General features: G+C 66.0%; 17 protein-coding genes. 9 read left to right on the top strand and 8 right to left on the bottom strand.

The window, feature by feature from the left end:
• Nucleotides 1-211 precede the first annotated feature (211 nt).
• Nucleotides 212-580: a rhodanese-like domain-containing protein gene (locus tag CVM73_RS08265; protein ID WP_100231511.1), complete on the top strand. Its 369-nt coding sequence runs from the start codon at nucleotides 212-214 to the stop codon at nucleotides 578-580.
• A 153-nt stretch (nucleotides 581-733) separates the two neighbouring features.
• Here CVM73_RS08265 and CVM73_RS08260 read toward each other — a convergent pair whose 3' ends face one another.
• From CVM73_RS08260 to CVM73_RS08250, 3 genes are all read right to left on the bottom strand, one after another.
• Nucleotides 734-1,924 (bottom strand): adenylate/guanylate cyclase domain-containing protein, encoded by a 1,191-nt coding sequence (locus CVM73_RS08260; protein WP_100231510.1) that lies wholly within the window; start codon nucleotides 1,922-1,924, stop codon nucleotides 734-736.
• 102 nt (nucleotides 1,925-2,026) lie between these two features.
• Nucleotides 2,027-2,611, bottom strand: coding sequence for a HutD/Ves family protein (locus tag CVM73_RS08255; RefSeq protein WP_100231509.1), 585 nt, complete (start codon nucleotides 2,609-2,611; stop codon nucleotides 2,027-2,029).
• 62 nt (nucleotides 2,612-2,673) lie between these two features.
• Nucleotides 2,674-4,764, bottom strand: coding sequence for an adenylate/guanylate cyclase domain-containing protein (locus CVM73_RS08250; RefSeq protein WP_100231681.1), 2,091 nt, complete (start codon nucleotides 4,762-4,764; stop codon nucleotides 2,674-2,676).
• 312 nt (nucleotides 4,765-5,076) lie between these two features.
• Between CVM73_RS08250 and CVM73_RS08245 the strand changes: the two genes are divergently transcribed.
• The 5 genes from CVM73_RS08245 to CVM73_RS08225 all read left to right on the top strand — a co-directional run bounded on the left by CVM73_RS08245 (nucleotide 5,077) and on the right by CVM73_RS08225 (nucleotide 8,663).
• Nucleotides 5,077-5,382 carry a BufA1 family periplasmic bufferin-type metallophore gene (locus tag CVM73_RS08245; RefSeq protein ID WP_100231508.1) on the top strand — a complete coding sequence of 102 codons (306 nt, stop codon included), beginning with the start codon at nucleotides 5,077-5,079 and terminating at the stop codon, nucleotides 5,380-5,382.
• 43 nt (nucleotides 5,383-5,425) lie between these two features.
• Nucleotides 5,426-6,343, top strand: a complete 918-nt coding sequence (gene bufB / locus CVM73_RS08240) for an MNIO family bufferin maturase (RefSeq protein WP_100231507.1) — start codon at nucleotides 5,426-5,428, stop codon at nucleotides 6,341-6,343.
• A complete protein-coding gene (locus CVM73_RS08235; protein WP_100231506.1) occupies nucleotides 6,333-7,115 on the top strand; it encodes an HvfC/BufC N-terminal domain-containing protein in 783 nt (260 codons plus the stop codon). The genes bufB and CVM73_RS08235 overlap by 11 nt, the downstream gene beginning before the upstream one ends.
• The gene (locus CVM73_RS08230; RefSeq protein WP_100231505.1) at nucleotides 7,112-7,621 is read left to right on the top strand and encodes a DoxX family protein; all 510 of its coding nucleotides are present in this window, start codon (nucleotides 7,112-7,114) and stop codon (nucleotides 7,619-7,621) included. The genes CVM73_RS08235 and CVM73_RS08230 overlap by 4 nt, the downstream gene beginning before the upstream one ends.
• Before the next feature lie 229 nt (nucleotides 7,622-7,850).
• Nucleotides 7,851-8,663: a class I SAM-dependent methyltransferase gene (locus CVM73_RS08225; RefSeq protein WP_100231504.1), complete on the top strand. Its 813-nt coding sequence runs from the start codon at nucleotides 7,851-7,853 to the stop codon at nucleotides 8,661-8,663.
• 27 nt (nucleotides 8,664-8,690) lie between these two features.
• Here CVM73_RS08225 and CVM73_RS08220 read toward each other — a convergent pair whose 3' ends face one another.
• The gene (locus CVM73_RS08220) at nucleotides 8,691-10,247 is read right to left on the bottom strand and encodes a L,D-transpeptidase (RefSeq protein WP_100231503.1); all 1,557 of its coding nucleotides are present in this window, start codon (nucleotides 10,245-10,247) and stop codon (nucleotides 8,691-8,693) included.
• Between the two features lie 268 nt (nucleotides 10,248-10,515).
• Nucleotides 10,516-11,952: a lipopolysaccharide biosynthesis protein gene (locus tag CVM73_RS08215; protein ID WP_100231502.1), complete on the bottom strand. Its 1,437-nt coding sequence runs from the start codon at nucleotides 11,950-11,952 to the stop codon at nucleotides 10,516-10,518.
• A gap of 308 nt (nucleotides 11,953-12,260) precedes the next feature.
• Here CVM73_RS08215 and CVM73_RS08210 point away from each other — a divergent pair, with 308 nt between their 5' ends.
• A complete protein-coding gene (locus tag CVM73_RS08210; RefSeq protein WP_100231501.1) occupies nucleotides 12,261-13,328 on the top strand; it encodes an endo-1,4-beta-xylanase in 1,068 nt (355 codons plus the stop codon).
• A 216-nt stretch (nucleotides 13,329-13,544) separates the two neighbouring features.
• Here the strand turns inward: CVM73_RS08210 and CVM73_RS08205 are convergent, their stop codons facing one another.
• From CVM73_RS08205 to CVM73_RS08195, 3 genes are all read right to left on the bottom strand, one after another.
• Nucleotides 13,545-14,495: a DUF6492 family protein gene (locus CVM73_RS08205; protein WP_100231500.1), complete on the bottom strand. Its 951-nt coding sequence runs from the start codon at nucleotides 14,493-14,495 to the stop codon at nucleotides 13,545-13,547.
• 94 nt (nucleotides 14,496-14,589) lie between these two features.
• Nucleotides 14,590-15,384 (bottom strand): protein-L-isoaspartate O-methyltransferase family protein, encoded by a 795-nt coding sequence (locus tag CVM73_RS08200; RefSeq protein WP_100231499.1) that lies wholly within the window; start codon nucleotides 15,382-15,384, stop codon nucleotides 14,590-14,592.
• A 1-nt stretch (nucleotide 15,385) separates the two neighbouring features.
• The gene (locus CVM73_RS08195) at nucleotides 15,386-18,850 is read right to left on the bottom strand and encodes an ATP-binding protein (protein ID WP_100231498.1); all 3,465 of its coding nucleotides are present in this window, start codon (nucleotides 18,848-18,850) and stop codon (nucleotides 15,386-15,388) included.
• Nucleotides 18,851-18,986: 136 nt separating this feature from the next.
• Here CVM73_RS08195 and CVM73_RS08190 point away from each other — a divergent pair, with 136 nt between their 5' ends.
• Both CVM73_RS08190 and CVM73_RS40060 read left to right on the top strand, forming a co-directional pair.
• Nucleotides 18,987-25,430 (top strand): non-ribosomal peptide synthetase, encoded by a 6,444-nt coding sequence (locus CVM73_RS08190; protein ID WP_100231497.1) that lies wholly within the window; start codon nucleotides 18,987-18,989, stop codon nucleotides 25,428-25,430.
• A 136-nt stretch (nucleotides 25,431-25,566) separates the two neighbouring features.
• The gene (locus CVM73_RS40060; protein WP_167406713.1) at nucleotides 25,567-25,737 is read left to right on the top strand and encodes a hypothetical protein; all 171 of its coding nucleotides are present in this window, start codon (nucleotides 25,567-25,569) and stop codon (nucleotides 25,735-25,737) included.
• Nucleotides 25,738-25,934 lie beyond the last annotated feature (197 nt).

Raw genomic sequence — 25,934 nt, 5'->3', positions numbered from 1 at the left:
GTCCGGGCCACCGTTGAGACCAGCTTACGAGTCCTGCGCGGCGATCTCTTTCAACAAGTCGTCCTCATTTGCCCATCCGCACGACGCGCGGCACGGCCCATGAAGGGGCCGGCGAACGCCCGTTTTGCGCGGCACGGCGTCCATCGACTAGAGGAGGCGCAGCCCAAATCGATGTGCTATCCTCCCGTGGGGGCGGCAGGAGAGAGAACCGATGGCAACGAGTGTGAAGCAAATGCTGGAAGCTGCGAACGCGGCAGTCCCGAAGATCACGTCGGAGCAAGCGGCCGAGATGATCAGAAGCGGCAACACGCTGGTCGTCGACGTTCGCGATGCGCCGGAGGTCGCCGCCAGCGGCAAGATCGCGGGCGCCGTGCATGTCTCGCGCGGCATGCTGGAGTTTCGCGCCGATCCGGAATCGCCCTATCACGACAAGGCGTTCGACAAGACCAAGACCGTCATCCTCTACTGCGCATCCGGCGGCAGATCGGCGCTGGCCGGGAAGGTGCTGAAGGATATGGGCTACGAGAAGGTCTACAATGTCGGCGGCTTCAAGGACTGGTCGGGGGCGGTCGAGAAATAGCGGGAGCAAGCGGCGCGGTTCCGTTGAAGGATGCGGCAGCAGCTTCAGCGGGCCCAATTGGCCTCGTCCTGCGGAGACCGCTGGAAGCGGTCGTCTCAAAGGACGAGGCGCTTGCGCGGACCGTCCAGCACGTCATATCCGCTAGCCTTGGCCTCACCCCGGATATGCAAACAGCTCGATCGGATCACTGAAGCCGCGCACCTCGTGCCTGCCGACATGCTCCAGCTCGAACTGCTTCGCCACCAGCTCGGCGAAATCGCGTGACAGCAGCACGTTCTTGCCGACCTTCTTGGTCAGCGCTTCGAGGCGGGAGGCCATGTTGACGGCCGGGCCGATCACGGTGAAGTCGAGCCGGCTCGATGATCCGATATTGCCGTACATGACGTCGCCGACATGCACGCCGATGCCGTAGTTCAGCGGCGCGCGGCCGGTCGCGCTGTTCCGTTCGTTCAGCGCGGCCATGGCCTTGCGGGCCTCGGCCACGGCATGCAGCAGATTGGCGCAGGCATTCGGCTCATGAAGCGGGAAGATGGCGAGCAGTCCGTCACCGATGAATTTCAGGATCTCGCCGCCGTGCCGCACAATCGGCTCCGACATCGCGTCGAAATAGTCGTTGAGCAGGTCGATGACGTCGTCGCGCGGCCAATTGTCGGAAATCTTGGTGAAATCCCGCAAGTCGCAGATCATGATCGCGGCGCGCACCGTCGTGCCGCTGCCGCGCCTGGTGGCGCCGGCCAGGATCAGCTCGCCGGCATGGGTGCCGACATAGGTCTCCAGCAGCGTCCGTGCCAGGCGGTTCTTGACGCGGATCTCGCTGACCAGCGCCAGCACCGGCAACAGCTTCTTCAGGCCGGCGACATGGGCATCGTCGAACCCGCCGGGCCGATCGGTCGCGAAAGTGACGATGTGCCGCTTGCCGAGCGTATGGTAGAGCGGCCAGGCGACATAGTCGGTGAGGCCCCTGGCGCGCATCTCGTCATAGAGGGCGTGCTGGCGGCCGAGCGAGGAATCCTGTTCGAGCCTCTCGCGCACCTCGGCGGCGCCGTCATGGATTTCGTTGGCGGCGCTGCCGATATATTCGGACCGTTCGCGAACGTCATAGTCAACCAGCGCAATCTCCGCCTCGCGCATCCCGTCGGACCACATCATGCGGGCCCCCAGCCACTGCGGGTGATTGATCAGGATGTGAAGCGTCGCGCGCTTCACCGGAATGCCCGCCTGCTGGAGGCGGATGCACATCTGCGCGAAGATGTTGTCGATGAAACGCTCGTCGCGCGTGCCGTTGGTCAGCCAGTCGACGACCCCGTCGGCCTGCGTGGGGACATGGTTGTGTGGCGCGTTCATATCCTGCCCCTCGGGCTGCGGTCTTTAGCAAAGCAGATATCGTGCTCCGGCCGGGCGGCGTCAACCTAGCCAGTTGCACGGATTGTGCAGCGGCGACCGGCGCTAGCCGAGGAGCCGGATCGACCCCAGCACCGCCAGACCGGAGACGAGCGCGAGCTGGAATGGCCCGGCCAGCTCGACCTTCAGCGTGCCGTTGCGGGGAATCGCAAAATTCTCGTCGTCGAGACGGATGCGGCATTCGCCGCGGGGTGCGTAGACCAGATGCGTGCCGGCGGCGAGCCGCCGGTTGCCGGGCCCCGTGAGCGCGACGAGATCGATCTCCGCCGCACCGCGCCGCGCCATGAGGTTCACGACCTCGACCGGACCCGCCTCGAGCTCGGTCACGATCTCGAGCTCGCCGGTGAAGCGCACCGTCGTAAAAGGTTCACGCTCGTCGAAGTCCTGCCCAGGGGCCTTCAGCACCAGCCCGCGCCCATCGACGACCATCTGCAAGCGGTCGATGCCGGGCATATGGGAGAAGGGACCGGGCGCGACGATCGGCGTCGACGCAAAGCGCCAGAGCAGGCTGTCCCAGTTCTTCTGCGGCACATCGGCCCGATGAGCGTCCGCGATGTCGGTGAAGATGCCGCCGCCGTTCTTCCATGGCGAGCGGGTGTAGTTTTCAGGGTCGAGGAATGTGGTTTTCATGTCTTGAGATCGTCCGGGAACGATAGGGGTATGTACCCGAGTTTGTCGCCCGGATGATATCGCTATTTCGACGCCAATGCCGCCACCGGCCGCCAGGCCGCATCGGGCGCGGCTGCAGCGAGGTGCCGGCAGCGGTCGCGCATCAGCTCGGCCGGACGATCGTGGCCGCGCCGTTTCAACACGGTCTCGAAAGCGGCGAGCGCATCGGCGAACCGCCGCTCGCGATAGGAGCCAAGGCCGCGTTCGTAGTCCGCGATCCAGGATCCGCCTTCACTTGCGTCATCATTCACCATTCCGATCAGCTCGTGAACGGAGATCCCCTCCTCCCGCCCGTAGACCGCGACGCTGTCGACCTCGCGCGTGATGACGGCACCGCGCGCCAGACGTTCGGTCGCCGCGCCGATCAGGATCTGCGTGCCATAGGATTTGTTGGCGCCTTCGAGCCGGCTCGCAACATTCACGGCATCGCCGATCACGGTATAGTTCAGCCGCAGCTCCGAGCCGATATTGCCGACCAGCATGCGGCCGGAATTGATGCCGATGCGGATCTGGAGCGGCTGGCCGAGATCGTCGACGAGGCCCGACTGCTCGACCGCCCTGCGGCAGGCGAGCGCGGCGCGGCAGCATCGCGCGGCGTGATCGCCTTGCGGCTGCGGCGCGCCCCAGAACGCCATCACGGCATCGCCGATGAACTTGTCGATGGTCCCGCCATTGGCGACGATGATCTCCGACGTCAGGTCGAGATAGCGCGACAGCAGCGGCACCACGCGATCGCCGAGCCGCTCCGACAACCCGGTGAAGCCGGCGATGTCGATGAACATCACGCTGAGCTCCTGGACGCTGCCGCCGGGCCGCGCCTCGACGCCCTGGCGCAGCAGGCCGCGGACGAGATCCGCCGGAATGAACTTGCGGAAGGCGGAGAGGCCGGCCGCCATCTCGGCGATTGCACTGGACAAGCTCGCGATCTCCTTGAGCCGCGACGGATGGCGGCGGACCTGCTCCAGCGCGAAGGCCTCGACATGGCGAAGCTCGCCGACGACGCGCGACAGCGGCGCGGCGATGACGGACCGCGCCAGCATCGCCGAGGCCAGCGCCGCGAGCACGGCGCCAATGGCAAGGCCGAGGATCAGGCGGTGCAACGTCGTCTCGACCGGCCCAAGAAATTCGGCCTCCGGGATGATGGTCGCGGGCGACCAGCCGGGAAACGGCAAGGGCGTCAGCGCAACCTCGTAGGCCGCGCCGCCCGAGGTGAGCCGGGTCCGCCAGGCCTCCTTGCGGCCGGCCTCACCCGCCTTGTCGAGCGCTGCGCGCGCCAGTGGGAGAAGCGTGATATCGGCGCGCGCAGGGTGCAGCTCGTCGGCCTCCTTGTCCGGCGCCGCGACGAGCTCGCCGCTGCCGTCGACGATGAAGGCGGGGCCCGTATGTCCGACCTCCAGCTGCGACATGAAGCGCGCAAGCCTGGTGTATTCGATGATGACGGCAAGCACGCCCTGCCGCTCCTGATAAACGTCGATCGGGCCGGCGAAAGCGATCGACGGCCGCTCGCCGGTCGCATGGTCCGACACCCTGAACCATTGCGGGTCGTCTGCGCCGAGCCCGGCCTTGAACCAGGCCTGATCGGCGACATGGAATGAGGTCGGCTCGAAGCGGCGGTTGGCGAACTCGATGTCGCCGGGCACCACGTCATATTCGTCGACGCGGCGCTGGCCTTGGTGATCCGTGAGCGAGATCTCCATCATTTCCAGGCGCCGATCGCCGAGCTTGTGCGCGGCGAAGAAGGAGCCGTCGGGCCAGCCGAACGCGACCCAGGAAATCGTCGCCTGCGACTGCAATTGCGAGAGAAACACGAACTCGCGCTTGTCGGCCTCGCGGGTGTCGAGCACGTTCTGGAGGAACAGCGTGCGGATCGCGGTGTGGGCGGCGCGCGCCTCGTCGACGATGGCCGAGACCTCCTTGCGCACCGCCGCCACGATCTGCTCGTTGATAGTCGAGGCGAGCTGCCGGCTGGTCGCCTCCGCCGTGCGCCACCAGAGCAGGCTGGAGAGCGCCGCGGTCAGCAGGATCGCAGCCAGCACCAGCGCGGATACCGCAAGGCGGATGCTGACCGTCAGCCCTGCGATCGCATGAAGCCGTCGTCCGGGATCGACCTTCATCGCTGTCTTCGCCTGCGCCTCGTTGCGAGCCACTGATATTGCCATACGCCGCCGGCGCTCGTTCGTTACGTCTGGCAGGAGCGGGCGCCGGTCGCCAATGCCCGGAGGCTAACGTCTCGATAGAACCTGGGCATTGGCTTTGCGCCGCCGCTTGCCCGCTAATCCCCGCCCAAGCGCACCGCCCGTGCGCCCCATCCAATCGGTCTCACGGATTCGTGAGCAGCCTGCCGGTAACGCGGGCGGCGCGCGGAACGAAGGAGATCATGCGCGCATCCCCTGCCGGGCGATGCCATCTCGAACAGGAGAACCTCGATGTCTGCCAAACATGCCGTCACCTCCCTCGTCCTCGCCGGTGCGGTGTCGACTGCGCTCGCGACCCTTGCCTCCGCCGGCCCCCTGACCAAGGCCGAAGCCGATGCCGCCGTCGCCGCCAAGAAAGAGAAGTGCTTCGGCGTCGCGTTGAAAGGCCAGAACGATTGCGCGGCGGGACCCGGCACGACCTGCCAGGGCACCTCGACCGTCGACTTCCAAGGCAATGCCTGGAAATTCGTGCAGGGCGGCACCTGCACCAGCATCGAGCTGCCGGGCGGCAAGAAGGGCTCGCTCAAGCCAGTCTGACGGCCGGTGCCACAGCGCCATTAAGCACGAACGGAGCCGCACGATGAGCACGGTGATCAAGCAGGTCCCACCAGCAGCCATGCCGCTCCGTTTCGCAACGCCCATCGGCGGCGTTGCCGGGACGAGCTTCAAGCCCGAGCACCTCCCTGATATCCTCGAGGCCGGACCTCGGCGTGGCTTCTTCGAAGTCCACGCCGAGAACTACATGGGCGCAGGCGGCCCGCCGCATCGTGCGCTGGAGACGATCCGCCGCGATCATCCGCTTTCGCTGCACGGCGTCTGCATGTCGATCGGCGGCCCCCGGCCGCTCGACAAGGCGCACCTGGCGCGCTTCCGCAGCCTCGTCGCGCGCTATCAGCCGGCGCTGGTCTCTGAACATCTGGCCTGGTCGACGCATGAGACCAGCTTCTTCAACGATCTGTTGCCCCTGCCCTATACCGAAGCGACGCTGGCTTGCGTCTGCGATCACATCGACCAGGTGCAGGAGGCGATCCGCCGTCCGCTGCTCCTGGAAAACCCGTCGACCTATGTCGCCTTCCGCGAATCGTCGATGCGCGAGACCGAGTTCATCCGCGCCATTGCGGAGCGCACCGGCTGCGGGCTGCTGCTCGACGTCAACAACGTGTTCGTATCCGCAATCAATCACGGATTCTCGGCGCTCGACTACCTCGCGGACTTCCCGTTGTCGCGCGTCGGGGAAATTCATCTCGCGGGCCATGCCGAGCAGACTGATGACGAAGGCGACCTGCTCCTGATCGACAGCCATGACGGCCCGGTCGCCGACGCCGTCTGGAAGCTCTACGAGATCGTGATCCGGCGCCGCAGCGCCGTCCCGACGCTGAACGAATGGGACAGCAAGATTCCGGACTGGCCGGTGCTGCAAGCGGAGGCCGCTGCCGCACAGGCGATCCTCGACCGCCATCAGTCCACAGCAATGGCAGGAGACCGTCATGCTGCCTGAAGCCGGCTTGTCTTTCGCCGCGTCGTTCGCGCCGGCGCTGCTGGACCCGGCGCGCAGCACGCCCGAGGTCGTGACCGGCCCGAACGGCAAGGCCGCCAACCGGCGCTACGACGTCTACCGCAACAACGTCACGGTCAGCCTGATCGATGCGCTGGCCGCGATCTATCCGGCGGTGCAGCGCATCACCGGCACCGACTTCTTCCGCGCCATGGCGCGCTTCCATGTGCGCAGCAATCCGCCGACATCGCCGCTGCTGTTCGAATACGGCCGCGATTTCCCGGAGTTCATCGCGCAGTATGAGCATGCGCAGGCCATGCCCTGGCTCGCCGACGTCGCGCGGATCGAGCGGGCCTGGCTCGATGCCTATCACGCCGCCGACGCCGTGCCGCTGTCGCCGGCCCGGCTCTCGGCGGTGAGACCCGACCGTTTGGCCGATCTGGTGTTCATTCCGCACCCGGCCGCGCGATGCCTGCGTTCGGACTACGCCGCCGTGACGATCTTTGCAGCCAACCGCGACGAGGCACCGGTCATGCGGATCGATGCCTCCACGCCGGAGGATGCCCTGATCACGCGAGGCGAATTCGACGTCACCGTGCGCCGCCTTCCGCCCGGCGGCGCGGTGTTCGCGGACGGCCTGATGTCGGGGCGGCCACTCGGCGAAGCCGCGGCGTCGGCGCTGGAGGCTGCGAGCGAGTTCGACATCGCCGCGAACATCGCCGGGCTGATCGAAGCCGGCACCTTCACCTCGCTCTCTTGCGGAGACCCATCATGATCACGGACCAACATATCAGCACCGGCAGCGGCCTTCCGTCGCCCGGCGCGCTTCTCGACAGGGCCAATCATCTGGTGCAGACGCTCGCGACGCCGTCGCTCGTCCAGCTCGTGCTGCGCCTCGCGCTGGCCGTGCCGTTCTGGCGCTCGGGCATGCTCAAATGGGGCGGCTTCCTCCAGCTCAACGACACGGCGGTGACGCTGTTCAGCGACGAGTTCATGCTGCATCTGCCGGGCGGGCCCTATCACTTTCCGGCACCGACGGTGATGGCCTTCCTGTCGGGCTCGGGCGAGATCATGTTCCCGATCCTGCTGGTGCTGGGACTGGGCACGCGGTTTGCGGCGCTCGGCCTGCTGTTCATGACCGTCATCGTCGAGCTCACGGTGCCCGACGGCTGGCCGATTCACCTCACCTGGGCGGCGATGGCGCTTGCCCTCATGGCTTACGGACCGGGGCTCATCTCGCTCGACCATCTCATCTGTCGCGCGCGGTCGCATGCGCGATAGGCACGCGATTATTTGTATCCACAAGCACTCCGTCATCCTGGGTGCGCGCCCTTGCGCGCCTCGAAGGATGACGTCAGTGCGTGTGGCTGACGCCGTTAGGCCTCTTATATCCCGCTCAGACCGCTATCCGCCCCAGGCGTCTGCGCGGTGACGTAGACGCTTTCGGACGCGAAAAATCGGTGATCCGTGGTAGGGTGAGCCTCACGTCCGAACCTTCAGCGAGGCAAGCATGTCCGACACTGACAAGGTTTTCGCCGGCTCGATCCCAAAACTCTACGACGAATATCTCGTCCCGATGATCTTCGCCGTCTACGCCGACGACATCGCAAGACGCGTCGCCGCGCGCTCTCCCTCCGTGCTGCTGGAGATCGCGGCAGGCACCGGCGCGGTGACGCGCGCCGTCGCGGCAGCGCTGCCGCCCGGCATCCGCTACGTCGCGACCGATCTGAACGAACCGATGCTCGCGGTTGCCGCGCAGCGCCAGGCGGGTGACGATCGCATCACCTGGCGCCAGGCTGACGGAATGGCCCTGCCCTTCGATGACGCCGGGTTCGACGTGGCCTGCTGCCAGTTCGGCGCGATGTTCTTTCCGGACCGGATCAAGGCTTATGGGGAGGTGAAGCGGGTCCTGAAGCCGGACGGCACGTTCGTCTTCAACGTCTGGGATCGCATCGAGGACAATGTGCTGACGCAGGAAGCCACGGTCGCGCTCGAAGAGCTGTTTCCAGACGATCCGCCGCGTTTCATGATCCGGACGCCGCACGGCTATCACGACAAGGCCGTCATCAGAGGCGACCTCGAACGAGCGGGCTTCCGCGACATCTCGATCGAAACGCGATCTGAAATCAGCCGCGCGCCGTCGGCCGAACATGTCGCCATCGCGCTCTGCCAGGGCACGCCGCTGCGCAGCGAGATCGAGGCAAGGGATGCCAGCAAGCTTCAGGCTGCAACCGATATCGTTGCCGAGGCGATCCGGAGGCGCCATGGGTCCGGACCGGTCGAAGGCAAGATCCAGGCGATCGTGGTCGAGGCGCGCGCGTAGCTTGCAACGCGCGGCGACGCAGCACGCTTACCAAAAGCCCCGCTGCATCGGCTGCGCCGGCTGATAATACTGATACTGGCTGCGCCGGCGCGGATTGGACGGCTGCACGTAGGGATCGCGCTGCTGGAAGAAGAAGCCGAAACCGTTGCCGCCGTTGTCCCAGCCGTCGTCGCTCGCGATCATCGCAGGCGCGGTCGGCTTGCGCGTGATGAAGCCGCCCTGCGGCTCGTTGCTCAGCACCGCCACGAACTCGGTCCGGTAATTGGTCTCGCTGCTCAGCGGCTCATCCGAGATGATGATCGAGGAGCGCGGCAACGCGGTCGGCCCGATGCGATCCCACACGTCCTGCGGGATGGTGATGCGGTCGAGCGCATTGCGCGCCTCGTCGCCGCTGGCGATCGTGACAACGCTCCAGCGCAGGCCCGTATCGGTCTTCGCCATCGCCGTGAAGATATGCGTGCCGAGCGGCTGGTCGGGATTGCGGATCGTGACGGGAACCTCGATGCTGGTGTCGAACACCTCGCCGCCGCCGTCGGGCGCCGGCTTGTGCGTGTTCCGCCGCACGTAAAGCTTCTGCGTCGCACGGCTGATGTAAACCGAGACCGGCTCGCCCGCGAGCTTTGCATCGGTCGCCGCCTTGACGGCGTCGGCTTTCCTGGCCGCGGCCGCCTTCGCGCCTTCCTTCGTGGCGACCGCCGCATCGCGCTTCGGCTGCGCGGCGGCCTTGGCGGCGTCGAGCTGCGTCGCTGCATCGGCAGCCTTGGCTGCCGCCTTCTGCTTCAACTCCTCGGCCTTGGCGCGGGCCTGATCGGTCTTGGCGTTCGCGAGCGTCTTGTCGGCGAAGGTGAGCTCGGCATCCGCGCGGGCCTTCTGCTGCTCCAGCTTGCGCAGCGCGGCGGGGAGCGAGGCAGCTTCTTTCGCAGCGACGGAAGCCGCCTTCTTGGCCTCGTCGGCAGCCCTCGTGGCCTCCTCGGCCTCGACGGAGAGCTTGTCGGCCCGGCTGGGCGCTGCCGCGATGGCCTCTGGCTTCGGCACGAACAGCGAGGGGTGAGAGAAGTCGGTCGGGACCGAGTCATACGGCGAGATGATCACCCGCATCCCGATATAGGTCTTGTCGAACAGGTTCTCCGCAAAGCCGAACGGCATGCGCACGCAGCCGTGCGAGGCGGCATAGCCGGGCAGCGGTCCGCCATGCAGCGCGATACCGTTCCAGGTGATGCGCTGCATGTGCGGCATCCAGGCATCGTCATACATGGTCGAGCGATGCTCCCTGTCCTTCTCGATGATGGCGAACACGCCGGCCGGCGTCTCGCGTCCCGTGGTCCCGGTCGATACCGGCGCGCGCAGGATCCAGCCCTCGGCATCGTAGAAAGTGACCTGCTGGCTCTTGATCGACACGATCGCCATGATCGGCTCGCCGGCCACACGCGGCGCCACCGCTTCAGTCACCTGGCGCGGCTGCTTGGCGGCGGTCGCCGGGCCCGCCGCCGTCAATGCGACCATCGCCGCCAGCGCCACAATTCCGGGAGGCCCCCAACGCCGCATCGCCACGGTGGATTGCGCCGTCGTCAGTCGGTTTTTCATGCCATCCTCGGTCGAAATGCCAGTCCGACTGTGCCGGTCACGCGCCAGATTGGAATCATTACATTAAGAAATCGCAGCCGCCTTACGTTCCGTCTGTGGCGAGATTCGGCACATTCCGGCGACAAATCTTTCATATACGACGGTTCGCGCCCGCGAAAGGCGGCCTTCAGGCGAGGCTGGCCCGAAGCTGGCCCCGAACAGTGCGGCAGAATGTCCGGTTAGCTGCCCGGGGGATGCGTCGCGACGGCGACGCCCCACCGGCGCGCAACTAAACGCCCAGCGCCTTGCGGTTGAACGTGCGCAGAAATCGCAGCGACAACGTTCGCACGTTCGCAACATTCAGCAGCCAGGCCGCAGCTGCATAGGCAAGGCCGCCGGCGAGGCTGACGATGACGAGCGACACGAAGCCAGTGCCGCCCGCTTGCGATCGCGCAACCAGAATCGCGGCCGCCATCACGGCTGCGGAGGCGGCAACGCCGCCGACACGATTGAGCTCGAACGGGACCGGGTGAGCCCGATACATCAGGACGACGGCGACGAGGAAGCCGATCGCCTCGGTCGCCAGCGTCGCCAGCGCCGCGCCGTAAAGGCCGTAGCCGCCAATCAGCGCGAACATCAGGATCACGCTGATCACCAGCGTGAGAAAGGATTGCGCCGCCAGCATGAAGGGCCGCTCGGCGAGCTGGAAGCTGATCTGCACGTAGAACTGATTGGCGATACCGAAGAAGCGGGCGAGCACCAGGGTCGGCAGCAGCGCCGAGACACCGGCGCGGAAGTCGATGCCGACCAGCGTGCCGGCGACCTGGTCCGCCGCAAGCGCGAGCCACACCGCAACGGGTGCCACGACGACCAGCAGCAGCTCGAGACTTTCGGTCAGCCGCTCCCGCGTCGTCTCGCTGCTGTTCTCGGACAACGACCGGAACACCAGCGGCACGGTTGCCGCGGCAACGCTGGATGCGATCATCACCATGAACTGGCGCGGCAGATCGGCGGCAACGCCGAAGATGCCGGCGGCATCCTTGCCGAGCAAATAGGCGACAATGAGCCGGTCGCAGGCCGAATAGACCGCAACGGACAATCCTGCCAAGGTCAGCGGCAGGCCGTAGCGCGCCAGCTGCATGAACTGGCTGCGCTGGAAGCGCGCGATCCTGGTGCGGTCACCGACCAGGTTCAGGATGATGCCCGTGAGCGACCCCAGACCAAACGCGGCGAGCAGCCCCAATCCACCCCAGCCGAGCCAAATGCCGAGCAGACCGAAGCCGACGCTGGAGACGCTGCGCACGATCGAGATCATTGCGAACCGATAGGGCCGCAATTTGGCCCGCTCGAACTCCTGGCCGACATCGACCGCATTGGCCATGACCGCGACGAACATGCTGGCGAGCAGCAGCTCGACACTGATGTCGCTGCGGAACAGGACAACCAGCGGGGTGGTGGCGCAAAGCACCGCGACCGTGAGGGCAAAGGCGACCATCGCCGTGCCGCGAAAATCGACCTCCGACGACATCGCCTGATAACGGGACACCGACAGCTTGATCCAGGCGAAGAAGATCGCGCCCAGAATGCCCGCAAGACTGATGCCGACGACATAGACGCCGTACTCAGCCGGGCTCAGGAGCCGCGTATAGGCCGTGACAGCGAAGAAGCCCACCGCCGCAGGCAGGATGTAGGCGACCAGATAGATCGAGAAATGGCGGTTCAGCATGCGAGCACGGGACCGGCAGCGGCCTTGCGAGTGTGGCGACGGTTGATCCAATCGGATCTTGGCGGGCGAACGAACTGCGCCGCAGCATCACTCAAGAGTGTCACATAAGTCTGCAGATCGGGCGGCGAATGCGGCTTTGAAGCCGCTTTCGCGCGTTAGCGTTAAATTTGCCCTTCCTCGAGCGGCAAAGCCTGATCATGGAGGGAAACCATGACTTGCGGACGGCAGAGGTTAACCCAACAAGGCAAAACCCCGGCGTCGCAAGGCGCCGCTTGGTACCATGGCGCGTTGGATCGACGAGGACTGCGGTGACCAGGCTCGACAGACGCGAATTTCTCCTCGGCAGCGCCGCAGCACTCGCGGCGGGCGCAACGGCGTCCGCAGGGCCGGCGTCGAAACGCGCCCAGCGCCGTCCCGGCTTTGGCGCGGCGGCGACGCTGTGGGACCTGCAAGCCGATCCCAGGCTCGGCGAAGCCATCAGCACCTATTGCACGCAGGTGGTGCCGGTGCTCGAGCTGAAATGGCCGATGCTGCGGCCGGACGCCCATACGTTCGCCTTCGAACGCGCCGACGCGATCCTGGATTTCGCGCGAGACAACGATCTGACGATGCGTGGCCATGCGCTCGCCTGGTATCACGACATTCCGGACTGGACCAAGCAGCTCAAGACGACCCGCGGCGTCGAGCGCGCCTATCTCGACCACATCGGCACCGTCGTCTCCTACTACAAGGACAAGCTGACGTCGTGGGATGTCGTCAACGAGCCGATCCCGGACAATCCGCGCGGCCCGAAAGACCGGCGCGACACGTTCTGGACGCAGCATCTGGGTCAAGGCTGGATTCCGTTGGCGTTCCGCACGGCGGCTGCAGCCGATCCCTTCGTCAAGCTCGCGATCAACGAATACGACATCGAGTCGGCGAAGGACTCCTTCATCGCCAAGCGCGCCGCCTATCGCAACCTCATCATGGACCTGCTCGACCAGGGTGTGCCGCTGCACGCCGTGGGGCTGCAATCGCATCTGCACGCCGAGCTCGAGATCGACACGCACGGGCTCGCCGAATTCGTGACCGAGCTGCGTTCCTGGGGACTCGAGGTGCTCGTCACCGAGCTCGACGTCGACGATCAGAAGCTGATGGGCAATCCGGCGGAGCGCGACGCCATCGTCGCCAAGCGCGTCGACGATCTCTTGACCGCCGTTTCAACCAGCGGCCCGGTGCGCTCGATCCTCACCTGGGGCCTTTCGGATCGCTACAGCTGGATCAACGGCACCTTCGCCCGCGCGGACAAGCAGCCGAACCGCCCGCTGCCGCTCGACGGCGAGTTCAAGCCGAAGCCGTTCATGGACGTCATCAGCAAGTTCACGAAGGATGCGTGAAGGCTACAGCGAGATGGGATCAGCCTTAATTGCTGCAACGACGAAGGTGCGCTCCCTCCCCCGCTTGCGGGGGAGGGTTGGGGAGAGGGTGCTTCCGCAATGGGACAATCCCCCAGAGGAGACAGCCCTCACCCGGCGCTTCGCGCCGACCTCTCCCGCAAGCGGGAGAGGTGGACGACCCCGCGGCCGCTCTATTCAGCCCAAAACCATTCCGCTTTAGCGTGTCTTCGGCGTTTCGAACGCGGCCGCGTCGTCCATGTGGTCCGGCGCCAGGCTCGGGCTGCGACGATCGCGCGAGGAGAGACGGAACACGTCGCGGATGTCGTCGATCGAGGTCGAGGAATAGGACTGGATGCAAAGCGCGACCCGCTCGGGCGAGGCCGTGCGCATCATCGCTTCGATGGCGGGGCGGTCGAGGGGCGTGTCGTCCCAGTGCGAGACCGCGATGCTGTCTTCGGTGATCCGGTGCCTCGCCAGATGTTCCGGCGAGGTCGCGACGAAGTTTCCGTAAAGCAGATATTCGGAGAATTTCTTCTTCCGGCACAGCGCCAGAGCCCAGCTCAAGCCCGTCGCCGACTTGATCGCGTCGGTCATCGCCCGGGCCGTGTCCTTGTCCCAGACCAGCGCATTGCCGACATAATCGTCCGCCGGGAACGAGCGCTCCTTGATGCCCAGAAGCTGATCGACGGTGCGCAGCCAGAGGCCATGCAACGGGTGATCGGCGCCGATCGCCTCGCGCGTGACGAACAGCGGCGTCGTCTCGGCGCCGGCATATTGGCCGACGTCGAATTCGCGAAAGAACAGATTGTCCGAATCCAGGATGCAGACGCGCTGCTCCGGCGCGTTGAGGACGCCGGCGATCTTCAGGATCTGCTGGATGTGCCAGCCGTGCACCGGCGACGACAGCAGCGACAGCCAGACGCGGCGCTTGCTGATGAACTGGAGCGCCGGCGGCAGCGCGAACAGCCATTTGGGCAGATAGCGCGAGGCCGGGACGATGACCCGCTTGTCGGAAGCGAAGCGCGCGAACAGCGGCACATCCTCATCGTTAACGAGAACATAATGCCGCGTGTATCCCGTCAGCCAGGCGTCGATGCTCTCGCTGAGCAGCGAAAAGCGTTCGATATCCTTGGCGTAGCTGGCGGTCAGCAGTGCAACGGAATGCATGGGCGCGCTCGAATGGCGATCAGGCCGCACTCATAGCTGCGCGCGGAGAGATTGGAAACTCACGATCGGAATCAAGGTAAAATGAAACGAAGCATTAGCCATCCGACGGCAGCCCCTGCGCGAGGCCGCGAAAGCGCAGCGGTGCCAGGGCCGAGGCGCGCTGCCACCAGTCGGCGACGCGGTCGTCGAGCGCGGTCACGCCGCGGCCCTGGCCGGGGAAGATCCGGATCTGCTGCACCGCCTCGGCTTCGAACCCCCTGCCCTTGCGCGCGATCCTGATCGCCGCGCCCTCGCGGTCCCGCTGGGTCAACGGCACCAGCAGGCGACCGCGCGGACGGAGCGAGTGCAGCCAGATCGGGTGCGGCTGCGAAAAGCCGGCATGGACGATGATCACGTCGGCGGGTTTGCCGACGTCCTTGCATCCGTCGCCGTTGACGACCCTGACGTTACCATAGCCGCGCAAGCAGCTCGCCGCTCGGGCCGCAAGCCGCTCGTCGCATTCGATCGCATGCACGCTGCCTTTTGGGCCAACCATCTTCGACAGCACCGCGGAGAAATAACCCAGTCCGCAGCCGATCTGCACGACACGGTCCTTCTCCCTGACATCGAGCATGTCGATGAAATGCGCCCACAGGCTCGGCAGGCCGGTGTCGAGCTTGCGGCGTGCGTCGATCGCGACCAGCACATTGTCGTAGAGATGAACGGGATCTGCGTTGGGCGTCAGGCGATAGCTGCGCGCCGTCTCGCTCTTGATGCGCCAGGGTCCGCTTGGCAGAAAATCCTCGCGCGGAACGGCGGCAAGCGCGGCGAGCAGGCGCTTCGAGGCAATCCGCTCGCGCCGGGCAATCAACTCCACATAGCGCGCTCGCGTGGCGGCAAGATCGCTCATGTCACAGATCGGCCTGCTCGCGAACGGGCGTGTCCGTCCCGAGCTCGTTGACGAGCTGCATCGCCTGCTTCAGGTCTGGGGTGTAGAAACCTTCGCTGAATTTGTTCACGATCGGTATGAGCAGGAGACTTGCGTGCTCGCGCTTGCCGGATTCATGCGACAGGCGCGCGAGACTGACGGCGGTGCGAAGCTCCCAGGACAGCGCACCCTGCTTGCGTGCGATATCGAGCGACAGGCCGAACAGGTCCTCGGCCTCCTGTACCGCGGCCGGGTCGCCACCCGACAGCGTGATCTCGCCTTGCAGGCGATAGACCTCGGCGAGATAAGAGTGATCGCCGGTCCGTCTTGCCGTCGCGAGCGCACCGTCGAGCGCGCGCAAGGCGGCGTCGCGCATGCCGAGCTTGGCGTAGGTTTCCGCGAGCAGGCAGCGAAACCAGCAGCCGGCGAGCCAGGAATCCATCGCCTCGTACTCGTCGAGGCCGAAGCGCATCTGGCTGAGACCCTCGTCGGCTTCGCCGAGCTGAGCCAGCGCCCAGCCGCGCAGGATCGTCGCCTGCTGCTTCCAGTGCAGGAAATTGTGCTCGGTGGAGATGATCATGGCGCGGTTGGCATGGTCGCGCGTGCCCTCGACGTCGCGCAAATGCTGACAGAGATATGCCCCGAACACGAGCGCGAACGCGAGGGTGAAGGGGTGACGGATCTTCTCCGCATTCGCGATCGCCTGCTCGCTGTGCTGGCGCGCCGCGTCGGGCCGACCGAGGAACCACAGGAGGTAGCCGAGATAAGACAGCGAGACGACGCCGGGGTCGATGCCGTGGCGCTCCATCAGGTCGGAGTGCAGATCGGGGCTGAACAGGTTGATGCAGCGATGCAAATGGTGCTGCGAGGCTGCGAAGCGGCCGCGATAGAGCATGGTCATCGCGATGGCGCGGTGCGCCTCGATCAGATAGCCGGTCTGCTGCGCCGGCTGCGTCCGGTCGTTCAGCCGCTCGCGCTTGGCGAACTTCAACAGCTCGACGCTGAGATCGTGCGCGCGTGTGAGATCGGCGCGGATGAAGTGGCACACCCAGAGCCCGCGAGTCGCAGCGAAGACCTTTTCGTCATCATCGAGCTGATGGCCGAGCTCCAGCGCGCGGATGTAGTTCTCCTCGACCTCCTGCACGGCATAGCCCTTGGCGGCGATCAGCGCATTACCCAGCGCGATGCGCAGCTCGAGCTCCATCTCGTCCGCGCCCTGCATGCGGGCATTGGCCTGCACGACGCTGAGGCCGCGGCGCAGATGGCCGATCGCCTCCAGATTGGCGCCACTCCTGGCAGCCTGCTTGCCGGCCTTGAGCCAAAAGCTGGCGGCACCCTCGCTCTGGCCGGATTCGGTCAGGTGATGGGCGAGCAGCTCCGGTTCGCGCTCGGTCTTCTCCGGATACATCTCGGCGAGCACCTGGGCGATGCGGGAATGCAGCTTGCGCCGCTCGCTGTGCAACAGGCTCGCATGCGCGGCGTTCTGGATCATCACATGCTTGAAGGAGTAGAGCGCGTCCGGCGGATGGCCGCGGCGCATGATCAGCCCCGCCTCCTCCAGATGATTGAGTGCCGCCTCGATCTGCTCGGCCGGCGTATCGGCGACGGCATGCAGCGTCTCGTAGGAGAACTCGCGGCCGATCGTGGCGCCGATCTGCGCGATCCGCTTGAACGGCCCCATCCGATCGAGCCGCGCCATCAGAGAATCGGTCAGGGTTGCCGGGATTGCGAGCTGCCGCCACGGTCCCGACAGCACATAGCGCCCGTGCCGCTCGGTCAGGAGGTTGGATTCGAGAACCGTCTTGGTCAGTTCTTCCAGGAACAGCGGCACGCCGTCGGTCTTGACGATGATCTCCTCGACGACCTCCTTGGGCAACTCGCGTCCCGCGACACGCTCGACCAGCGTCGTGCGGAGCTGCCGGCTCAGGCGGTTGAGGACCAGGGTGGTGATGTGTGAATGCGCGTTCCAGCTCGGCTGGAACTCCGAGCGCGCGGTCATGATGACCAGCATCGGCCGGTTCTGCGCCCGGTCGACCAGGAGATCGATCACCTCGCGGGAGGTCGGGTCGATCCAGTGCAGATCCTCGAACGCGATCACCAGCGGCATCTCGCGCGCAAGGCCGAGGAAATGGTTCACCAGCGCCGCAACGGTCGCATCCTTCTGCTGCTGCGGCGACAGTTCGAGCGGCGGATAGCGGTCTCCGGTCGGTATCGACAGCAGCGCGGCAAACAGCGGCGCGACCTGCTCGATGTCGCCATGAGCGGCGGCAATCGCGGTCTCGAGGCCCGCCAGCGACAGCGCTGACGGATCCTCGCGATCGAGGCCGAGGGAGAATTTGAGCTGCTCGACGAACGGATGGAACGCCGTGGAGGTGTAGTAAGGCGAGCACTGGAGCGAGACTTGTCCATGGCGGTCGCCGGATATCCGCTCGAAGATTTCCTGGATGATGCGCGACTTGCCGATGCCGGGCTCGCCGAACTTGACCACGACCTGGCCGTCGCCGTCCTTGGCCTGCTGCCAGCGTCCCATCAACAGCGCGATCTCCTCCTCGCGGTTGACGAGCGGCGTCAGGCGCGTGCCCATGGCGGCGGCGAAGCGGGTCTCCACCCGCGAGGCGCGCACCACGTGCCAGGCCTGCGCCTTCTCCGCAATGCCCTTCAGCGCATGGACACCGAGATTGCGGTAGTCGAACTTCCCCTTCAGCAGAGACTGCGTCGAAGCGGAGATCACCACGCCGTTGGGCGGCGCCAGGGCTTGCAGGCGCGCCGCGAGATTGACGGTTTCTCCAACCGCGGAGTCGCGTTCTTCGGTGCCTTGCCCGACGAGGTCGCCGACCACGACGAGGCCGGTCGCGATCCCGATGCGGACGGCGGGTGAATGGCTGAGCGCGCCCCGCGGCTCGACCGCGTGCGCCGTCGACAGCACCCGCACGATCTCGAGCCCGGCGCGCACCGCACGCTCAGCATCGTCCTCATGTGCGGTCGGATAGCCGAAATAGACCAGGATACCGTCGCCGACGAAACGGGCGGCAAAGCCCTCGTACTGCTTGACCACGCGGACGCAGGTTTCGCGAAAGCCAGCGATCATGTCGCGGACGTCTTCCGGATCGAACTGCGCGGAAAGCGAGGTGGAATCCACCATGTCGCAGAACATGGTGGTGAGCTGGCGCCGCTCGGCCCCGACCTCCGCCCGTGCTTGCGGACGCACCGCCGCTGTTGGCGCCTCCGCCGTTTCCGCTCGAAACAGCGCCGCCATCGCCCGCTGCAGCCGCTTGCGATCGCCGAGCGGCAATCCGAGCTCGACCAGATCGGATTCGGTCAGGTCCCCCATGACGTCGAGATCGAGACGGTGCTGCACGAAAAGATCGGTGTAGTGCCCGAGGCCGATACCTTCGAGCCAGCGCTTCAGCCCGCCTTCCGATCCCGTGTCCGGCTCATTCTCCAGCATGGTGATTCTGCCCGACCATCACTCCGTCGAAGGGCTTTAGGGTCCCTCAACCACAGATTTTGGGGACCAAACTTCACCTCGGACTGGACGCGTTCCCTAACTTCTTGGAAGAATAGCTCAATCGGATCAAAAGGGAATGGCGTTGTCGGACATTGCATCCGGAGCGGAAGCAGGATCAGCCGGTACGGCGGCCGAAACCAAGATATTTGCGCATATCGGCGGCCTTCTCGAATTTTACGCCCGCAAGACACCGGCGGCGCCCGCACTCCTCGCCCCTGGCAGGCCGGTCCTCAGCTATGGCGCGCTGGACGGATCGATCCGGCAACTGGTCCGTAGCTTGCGTGAACTCGGCATCGGCCCTGCAGACCGCATCGCGGTTGCGCTGCCGCGCGGCGCCGACAGTGCGCTGGCATTGGTCGCGGTCGCCTCAGCCTGCGCCTGCGTCCCCGTCAATCCCGATCTGACCGCGGACGAGCTGCAACGCTATTTCAGCGAATTGAAGCTGACGGCGCTCGTGACCCGGGCCGACATCAACTCGGCGAGCCGCGACGTCGCCAGGGCGCTCGATATCGCGGTGATCGATTTCGTGGCGGGGCCGGTCGGCGATCTCGGTGGCTGCGCGTTCATCGCGCCGACGATCGGGCCGGCGAATGCCGGCGGCGGCACGCGCGGCGACGACGATGCGTTCATCCTGTTGACGTCAGGCACGGCGGCGCGACCGAAGATGGTACCGCTGACCCAGCGCAATGTCTGCCTGTCCGCTTACAATGCCGGCCATGTGCTGTCGCTCACGTCGCACGATCGCCTGCTCAACGTCCTTCCGCTGTTTCATGCCCATGGCTTGATCTCCGGTCTTCTCACGGCGCTGGCCGCGGGCTCCAGCGTGATCTGCACCGACGGTTTCGACGCATCCTCCTTCTTCGGCTGGATGCGGGAGCTGCAACCGACCTGGTACACGGCGGTGCCGACCATTCATCGCGCCCTGCTGACCGCGGCGGAAGCGAACCCGGACCGCGCTCGACCGTCGTCGCTGCGCGTGATCCGCTCGGCCTCGGCCTCGCTCGCGCCAGCGATTCTCGCAGGGCTGGAGGCGACGTTCGGCGTTCCCGTGCTCGAGACCTACGGGATGACGGAGGCGGCCTCGCAGATCGCCGCCAATCCGTTCGAGCTGCGCAAGGTCGGATCGGTCGGCCGCGCCGCAGGTCCCGAGATCGCGATCATGGACGAAGCCGGCCGCACGCTCGCAAGCGGCGCGCACGGCGAGATCATGCTGCGCGGGCCGAACATGAGCCGCGGCTACTACAATGACGACGCGGCGACAGAGGCCGCGTTCCGCAACGGCTGGTTCCGGACCGGCGACCTCGGCTATCTCGATGCCGACGGCTATCTCTTCATCGTCGGACGCATCAAGGACGTCATCAACCGCGGCGGGCAGAAGATCTCGCCGCTGGAGGTGGAAGAGGTTCTGCTCAGCCATCCCGCGGTGCTCGAGGCCGGCGTGTTCGCCGTTCCGCACCAAAAGCTCGGCGAGAACGTCGCCGCCGTCGTGGTGTTGCGGCCGAATTCCGAAGCGACCTCCGACCAGTTGCGCCAGTTCGCTCGAAAACGGCTTGCAGCCTACAAGATACCGAGCCTGATTCGCAGCGTCGCGGCGCTGCCAAAAGGCGCCAGCGGCAAGGTCAAGCGTAACGCGCTAGCCGGGTTGATCGCGGAGACGGCGGATGCCGGCGAAACGCGACTGCCGCGCAACGCGCTGGAGACGCAGCTCGCCGAGATCTGGGCCGGCCTTCTGGAGCTGCCGCAGGTCGGCGTCGACCAGGATGTCTTCACGCTTGGTGCGGACTCGCTCGCGGTGACTCAGATGCGCTCGCGCCTGCGCGAACGCTTCCATGTCGACTTCTCGTTCGAGGACATCTTCGATTGCTCCACCGTCGCAGCACTCGCGGTCCGGATTGAGACTGCCGCAAGCCGGCGCGAGACGGCGCTGCCGGCCTGGCGCCGCGCTGCGGGCACAGACGCACCGCTGTCATTCCAGCAGCAGCGGATGTACGTGCTCTCGCGGCTCGACCCGACCCGCTACAATTACAATGTCGTCGAAGTCGCGCTTCTCGATGGCGCGGTCGACGTTGCCGCGCTTTCTGCGAGCCTCGCTGCAATCTGCACGCGCCATGAGGCGCTGCGCTCGGTCGTCATCGAACGCCACGGCGAGCCGGCACAGCTTGTGCTGTCATCGCCGCCGCGGTTCGAGCGCATCAAGCTCAAGCCCTGCCCTGCGGAGAAGCGGCCCGCGGTTATCCGGCGCGAGGCGCTCAAGCTCGCGCAACATCCGTTCGACCTGGCCCGCGAGCCGCCGCTGAAGGTCTCACTGCTGTCGTTCGACAAGAACAGCCATGCGCTGGTGATCAACGTCCATCACCTCGTCACCGACGGCTGGTCGCAGCGGCTGTTCTGGGAAGAGCTCGCCATCCATTACGCCGCGGCGCGCAAGAAGCACCCGGCCGCCCTGCCTGCGCCTGCCTTCCAGTATCGCGACTTTGCGCTGTGGCAGCAGAGCTGGGCGCAGACGCCGGCGGCGAAGGAGCAGCTCGACTATTGGAGGGCGCAGCTCGACGGCGTCACCACGCTACCGCTACGGACGGACCGACCGCGGCCGGAGGTCTGGAGCGGTCACGGCGCGCGCCACTATCTCGAATTCTCCAAAACGCTGTCGGGCCAACTGCACGCGCTGAGCCAGAACCAGGGCGTCACACCGTTCATGACGCTGCTCGCCGTCTTCCAGTGCCTGTTGTTCCGTCATACCTCGCATGAGGATGTCGCCACCGGCTCGCTGATCGCCAACCGCAACCAGATCGAGAGCGAGCGCCTGATCGGGCTGTTCGCCAACACCCTGATCCTGCGCAACGATTTCAGCGGCGATCCGAGCTTCGGCGAGATGTTGCGGCGGGTGCGGCAGGTCACGTTGGACGCCTACCGCAACCAGGACCTCCCGATCGAGGAGATCTTGCGCGCGCTCCAGATCCCACGGCGGAGCGACGGCAATCCGCTGTTCCGGATCATGTTCATCCTCCAGAACGCCTCGATCGAGACGGCACGCTTCCCGGGCCTGTCGACGCGGCGGCTGGAAGTCGATCCCAAGGTGGCGCGCTTCGACATCACGCTCGAACTGGTCGAGGCCGATGGCCGCTTCACCGGCTTCTTCGAATACGCCACCGATCTGTTCGACGCCGCGACGATCGAAGGCTTGGCCGGCCAGTTCAGGACGCTGCTCAAGGCCGTCATCGCCAATCCGGAGCAGCGGATCTCGCGCCTGCCGCTCCTGACCGAGGCCGAACGCCAACGGCTGCTGGCGAAAGGCCGAGGCGTGCCGGCCAATTTCAGCACACGCGGCAACTTAAGCGAACGCTTCGACCGCCAGGCAAAGAAGACACCGGACGCCGTTGCGGTGTCGGACGGCCGCGCGTCGCTGAGCTACCGCGAGCTGGCGCGCCGCAGCCAGTCGGCCGCACGCTGGCTGGCCCGCGAAGGTGTTGGCGCCGAGAGCGTCGTCGCCTTGCTCGCGGAGCGCGGGCCTGACCTGCTCGCCGCGATGATCGCGGTGCAGCGCGTCGGCGCGGCCTTCCTCAATCTCGATCCCGACCAGCCGCCGGCAAGGCTCACGACCATCCTCGGATCGAGCTGCGCCCGCGTGCTGCTGACCGGGCGGGCTCAGTCCGCCATGGTCGAGGTCCTGCTCGAGCCGCTGGTCGAGCGCATCCAGGTGGCCGGGCTGGACGACGCTCTTGCAGCCGGATCGACAAAGCCGGCGCGCGCGCTGCGGCGCGCCGGCTCCAGCCTCGCTTATCTCGTCTATACCTCCGGCTCCTCCGGCGCACCGAAGGGCGTCATGATCGAGCAGCGCGGCCTGTCGAACCATCTGGCCTCCCTCATCTCCGAGCTCGGGCTCTCGGCCCGGGATGTGATCGCGCAAACCGCGCCGCAGAGCTTCGTCATCTCGGTCTGGCAATTCCTCGCCGGGCCCATGGTCGGCGCGCGCGTGCATGTCTGCGGCAACGCGATCGTGCAGGACCCGATTCTGCTGGCGCGGGAGATCGAGCGCGAAGGCATCACGGTGATCGAGATCGTGCCGTCGCTGCTGCGCGTCATTCTCGATCGCATGGACGAGGCGCCGATGCTCAGCGCTTTCTCCAAATTGCGGCTGCTGATCTCGACCGGAGAGCCGTTGCCTGTCGATCTCTGCCGCGCCTGGTTCGCCCGCTGTCCGAGAGTGCCGCTGATCAACGCCTATGGCGCATCGGAATGCTCCGACGACGTCTCCCTGCATCGCCTGACCAAGGCGCCGGCGATCGCGACGGGCAACGTTCCGGTCGGCGCGCCGCTGCCGAACACCCAGCTCTACGTGCTCGACGCAAACCTCCAGCCGCAACCGACCGGCGTGACCGGCGAGCTCTGCATCGGCGGCGCCGGCATCGGCCGCGGCTATATCAACGACCCCGCGCAAAGCCGGCAGCGCTTTCTGCCCGATCCGTTTTCGCGCCAGCCAGGCAGCCGGCTCTACCGGACCGGCGATCTTGCCCGGCGCCGCGCCGACGGGACCATCGAATGCCTCGGCCGCGCCGACCAACAGGTCAAGGTCCGCGGCTATCGCATCGAGCTCAAGGAGATCGAGAACGCGCTGGCCCAGCATCCAAACGTGCGCGCCGGCATCGTCGAGCCGCGCCGCGAGGCGAGCGGCGATATCAGGCTGATCGCCCATATCGTCGCCGAGCCCGGCAGCCGGAGCAGCGCCAGCGAGCTACGCGAGTTCCTGAAAGGCAGGCTGCCGGCCCACGCCATCCCGTCCGCCTTCCTGTTCCTGGACCAGATGCCGCTCAACGCCCATGGCAAGATCGACCGCTCCGCGCTGCTGGCGCCCACTCCGCCGGAAACGTCCGGGCCGGATGCGGCCGTGCCGGCGCGGCGCTTCACCGAAAAAGTTCTCTCCGACATCTGGATCGACCTGCTGACGGTCGAGAGCCTCGGTGTCGCCGACAATTTCTTCGATCTTGGCGGCCATTCGCTGCTGGCTGGCCAGGTGATGGCGCGCGTTGCCCGCGCGCTCGGCGTGTCGCTGCCGATCAAGACCATCTTCGAGGCACCGACGATCGAAGCGCTCGCCCGGCAAGTCGACGAGGCCGTGGCGGCGAAGCCGCACAAGCCTGCCGCAAGCGTGCCGCGATTAGCTGCGAGCGGACCGCCTGCGCTTTCCATCGCGCAGGACCAGATGCTGCGGATCGAGCGCAATCTGCCGGGGCTGCCGCTGTTCAACCTGCCCTTCGCCTTCGGGCTGCAGGGCCCGCTCGATTCGGCCGCCCTGGCAAGGGCGATCGATGATGTCGTGCGCCGGCACGAAACGCTGCGGACCGCGTTCGCGTGGAACGGCGATGAGCCGGAAAGCCGCATCGTCGCGCCGCGCACCCTCGGCCGAGTCATGACCGTCGAGACGATCGGCGACGGTCATCCCCACAACAACAAGCGGCGCAAGGCGCTCGAACTCAGGAAGATCAATCTCCTGATCGAGCAGGAGACCTATAGCCCGATCGATATCACGCGCGCTCCGCTGTTGCGTGCCCGGTTGTTGCGGCTCCACGACGACGATCATGTGCTGCTGCTGACGCTGCATCACGCCGTTGTCGACGGCTGGTCGATCGGCGTGCTGTTCGAGGAATTGTCGAACCGATATGCGGCGCTGGCCGGATATCCGTCGGTGCCGCTACTGAGGCCGCCTCCGGCCTTTTCGGCCGTCGCACGCTGGCAGCGCTGGTGGTGCGGCACCGATGCCGCGCGCCGCCAGGCTGCCGACTGGACCGAGAATTTGCGCGGAGCGGGTCCCGTCTTCGACGGCGAGTCAAGCCCGGGCGCCTCCACCGGGCATCATCCGGTCAACATCGAGCGCGAGCTGATCGTCCGGCTGACGGCGTTCGCCGGCCAGCACAATTGCACGCTGTTCATGTGCCTGCTCACCGGCCTGAAGGCCATGCTGCTGGCCCGGACGGGCCGCACCGACACCGCGGTCGCCACCGCCATGGCCAATCGTGCCCAGCCGGACACCGACCGAATCATCGGCCCGTTCGAGAACACGGTGATCGTCCGCACGACCATCACGCCGGATCTGTCGTTCGTGCAGGCCTTGCAGCGCGTGCGTCAGAGCGTGCTCGACGCGCATGCGCGGCAGGAGCTGCCGTTCAACGTCCTCGCCGATCATCTTGAGCAGGAGGGGATCGGTCCGTCCTCGTTGCTGCAGGTCTATTTCACGCTGCAGAATCCGCTGCGCCAGCCGCTCGATCTCCCAGATCTCGCGACAGGATCGATCGGCAACATCGCGCGCGAGGGCCAGCCGGTGCTGCCGATCGACCAGACCTGGCTGTCGCTGATGCTCAAGGAGCGCCCGACCGGCATCACCGGCTCGTGCAATTACAAGCGCGAGTTGCTCGAGGGCCGAATGGTCGGCGAGTGGATGGAGGATCTCGTCGCGCTGCTGACGGCGGCCGTCGCTCAACCCAATGCACCGCTCGGCCGATTACTCGCGCGCAGGGCGGCCTAAAGCTACATCACGTACGAATACGGATTCACGCGTCAAAGCTGTGAATGATCAAGTTGCGTCTTGATTATTTGGCGTCACCGCGCAAGATTATTCCCGCGTTTTGATTTGGACGATTATTTTCAACCGGGGGAGTGTTATGGGTTTCATCAAATTTACCAAGGGCACGTCGCTGAGCGACAAGGACCGCAAGGCCCTGCAAAAGTTGCTGACCGAAGAGAAGAAGAAGCTCCAGTCCGCGCTGAAGGACGTCGACGCCAGCCTTTCGATGCTGAGTGCGGCGAAGAAGAAGGCCAAGAAGAAGAAGTAAGATTCGTCGGCCGGGACGCCGCACGAATTTCCAGCCTTCATCCTTCGAGCTTCAGTTTTCGGAATTGGGCCGCTCGCTCGTCGAGTTGGGGTCTCGCACAAGCTTGCGCCTGTAAACCGGCCTGCAAATCGACAAGAATTCGCCTGGGTGGACCGTTAGGAAAGGTCCTCTTGGTTGATTCTTGCTCAGCTAATTCT

It is taken from the genome of Bradyrhizobium forestalis (assembly GCF_002795245.1).
GTDB classification, from domain to species: Bacteria; Pseudomonadota; Alphaproteobacteria; order Rhizobiales; family Xanthobacteraceae; genus Bradyrhizobium; species Bradyrhizobium forestalis.
This window is presented reverse-complemented; position numbering and strand designations above follow the sequence as displayed.